Genomic DNA, 1917 nt, shown 5'->3' with positions numbered 1-1917 from the left:
TCCCGGCCCCGACAAACTCGCGCTGATCACGTCGACCGGGCAGGGCGGCATCCGCGCCGGCATGGCCGCCTGCGGCGGCGTCATCGCCGCCGATCAGGTGCTGATGTGGCTGGCCGTGGCCGGCATGGCGGCGCTGCTTGCATCCCATCCCGCGGCGTTCACGGCGCTGCAATGGCTGGGCGCGGCCTATCTGGCCTGGCTCGGTTGCCGGATGCTGCTGGCCAAGCCCGGTAGCCAGCCGGTGCTGAAGATGCAGCCGCACCACTATTTCCGCCAGGGCGCGCTGATCACCTTGCTCAACCCCAAGGCCATCGTGTTCTACATGGCATTTTTCCCGCTGTTCGTCGACCCGGCAACGCACCAGGGCCTGCGCACCTTCGCGCTGATGGCGGCGACCGTGGCGGTGCTGACCTTCCTGTACTGCCTGGTCGTGGTGCTGCTCACGCGCTTCCTGGCCGACCGCCTGCGTGCCAATCCGCGCGTGGTGCAGGCGCTGGAAAAGACCGCCGGCACTTTCCTCATCGGCTTTGGCATCAAGCTGGCCATTTCCAAATAAGTTATCCGAAAGCCCTATGGCCAAGATTTTCTGTATTGCCAACCAAAAAGGTGGCGTCGGCAAAACCACTACCTGCGTGAACCTGGCGGCGGGCCTGGCCAAGATCGGCCAGCGCGTGCTGCTCATCGACATGGACCCGCAGGGCAATGCGACCATGGGTTCGGGCGTGGACAAGCGCAGCCTCGAGCTCACGGTCTACGACGTGCTGCTCGAGAACGCGTCGGTGCAGGAGGCCGCGGTGTTCTCCGAGAAAGTCGGCTACCACGTGCTCGGCGCCAACCGTGAACTCACGGGCGCCGAGATCGAACTGGTCGCGCTGGAACGCCGCGACAAGCGCCTCAAGGGCGCGCTCGCGGCCGTCGACGCCGACTACGATTTCGTGCTGATCGACTGCCCGCCCAGCCTGTCCATGCTCACGCTCAACGGCCTGTGCGCGGCCAACGGCGTGGTCGTGCCCATGCAGTGCGAGTACTTCGCGCTCGAAGGCCTCACGGACCTGGTCAATACCATCAAGCAGGTGCACGCCAACCTGAATCCCGACCTGCAGATCATCGGCCTGCTGCGCGTGATGTTCGACACCCGGACCACGCTGCAGCAGCAGGTCAGCGACCAGCTCAAGGACCATTTCGGCGACAAGGTGTTCAACACCGTGATTCCGCGCAATGTGCGCCTGGCCGAAGCGCCGAGCTACGGCGTTCCCGGCGTGGTGTTCGATCCGTCGGCCAAGGGCAGCAAGGCGTTCGTCGAGTTCGCGCGCGAGATGGTGGACCGCATCAAGAAGATGTGATGCCGGTGTTCGCGTCTTCCTCTTCCCCTCCGCAGGTCCTGCTGCTGCCGGACGGCGGGCCGCAGGCCCGTGCCGAGCCCTGGCTCGCGCGCTGGCAGGCCCTGTATGGCGCTGCGCTGCTCGAGCAGCACGACTGGCAGCGGCCGCTGCGCGGCGACTGGAGCGCGCGCCTGCAGGAAACGCTGGTCGACGCGCCCGGGCCCGTGGTGCTGGTGGCCAGCGGCCTGGGCTGCGTGCTCGCGGCCTGGTGGGCCGCGCATTCGCCGGCCGCGGCCAAGGTGCGCGGCGCGCTGCTGGTCGCGCCGGTCGACGTGGAACAGCCTGCGCTGCGCGAGCAGTTGCCGGGCTGGTCGCCGCTCGCGCTGCAGCGCCTGCCTTTTCCCAGCATTCTCGTGGGCCGCGCGCAGCATGCAGCGTGCAGCCCGCAGCGCGCGCAAGCCCTGGCCCAGGCCTGGGGCGCAACGTATGTGGCGCCAGACGACACGGTGGCTGATCCAACCCGGGGTGACTGGGATGCGGGTCGGACGCTGCTGCAAACCCTTTTGAAAGACTGAAGCCATGGTGACAAAGAAAC

3 protein-coding genes are annotated in these 1917 nt (G+C 67.3%); all 3 read left to right on the top strand.

The genetic code is table 11. From position 1 onward, the window contains the following. Positions 1–556: LysE family translocator (locus tag D3H34_RS32225; protein WP_119558822.1), on the top strand; the 556-nt coding region annotated here is incomplete at its 5' end. 16 nt (positions 557–572) lie between these two features. Continuing rightward, the gene (locus D3H34_RS32220; RefSeq protein ID WP_119558821.1) at positions 573–1343 is read left to right on the top strand and encodes a ParA family protein; all 771 of its coding nucleotides are present in this window, start codon (positions 573–575) and stop codon (positions 1341–1343) included. After that, on the top strand, positions 1343–1897 hold the full coding sequence (locus D3H34_RS32215) for an RBBP9/YdeN family alpha/beta hydrolase (protein WP_119558820.1): 555 nt from the start codon (positions 1343–1345) through the stop codon (positions 1895–1897). The genes D3H34_RS32220 and D3H34_RS32215 overlap by 1 nt, the downstream gene beginning before the upstream one ends. Positions 1898–1917 lie beyond the last annotated feature (20 nt).

This window comes from Acidovorax cavernicola (assembly GCF_003581445.1).
Note: the sequence above shows the minus strand (reverse complement) of the source record. Positions and strands in the feature narration are given on the sequence as shown.

Bases quoted from the DNA above. Each gene is read 5' to 3' on its own strand.
- D3H34_RS32220 (WP_119558821.1), top strand. From the start codon at position 573: ATGGCCAAGATTTTCTGTATTGCCAACCAAAAAGGTGGCGTCGGCAAA.
- D3H34_RS32215 (WP_119558820.1), top strand. From the start codon at position 1,343: ATGCCGGTGTTCGCGTCTTCCTCTTCCCCTCCGCAGGTCCTGCTGCTG.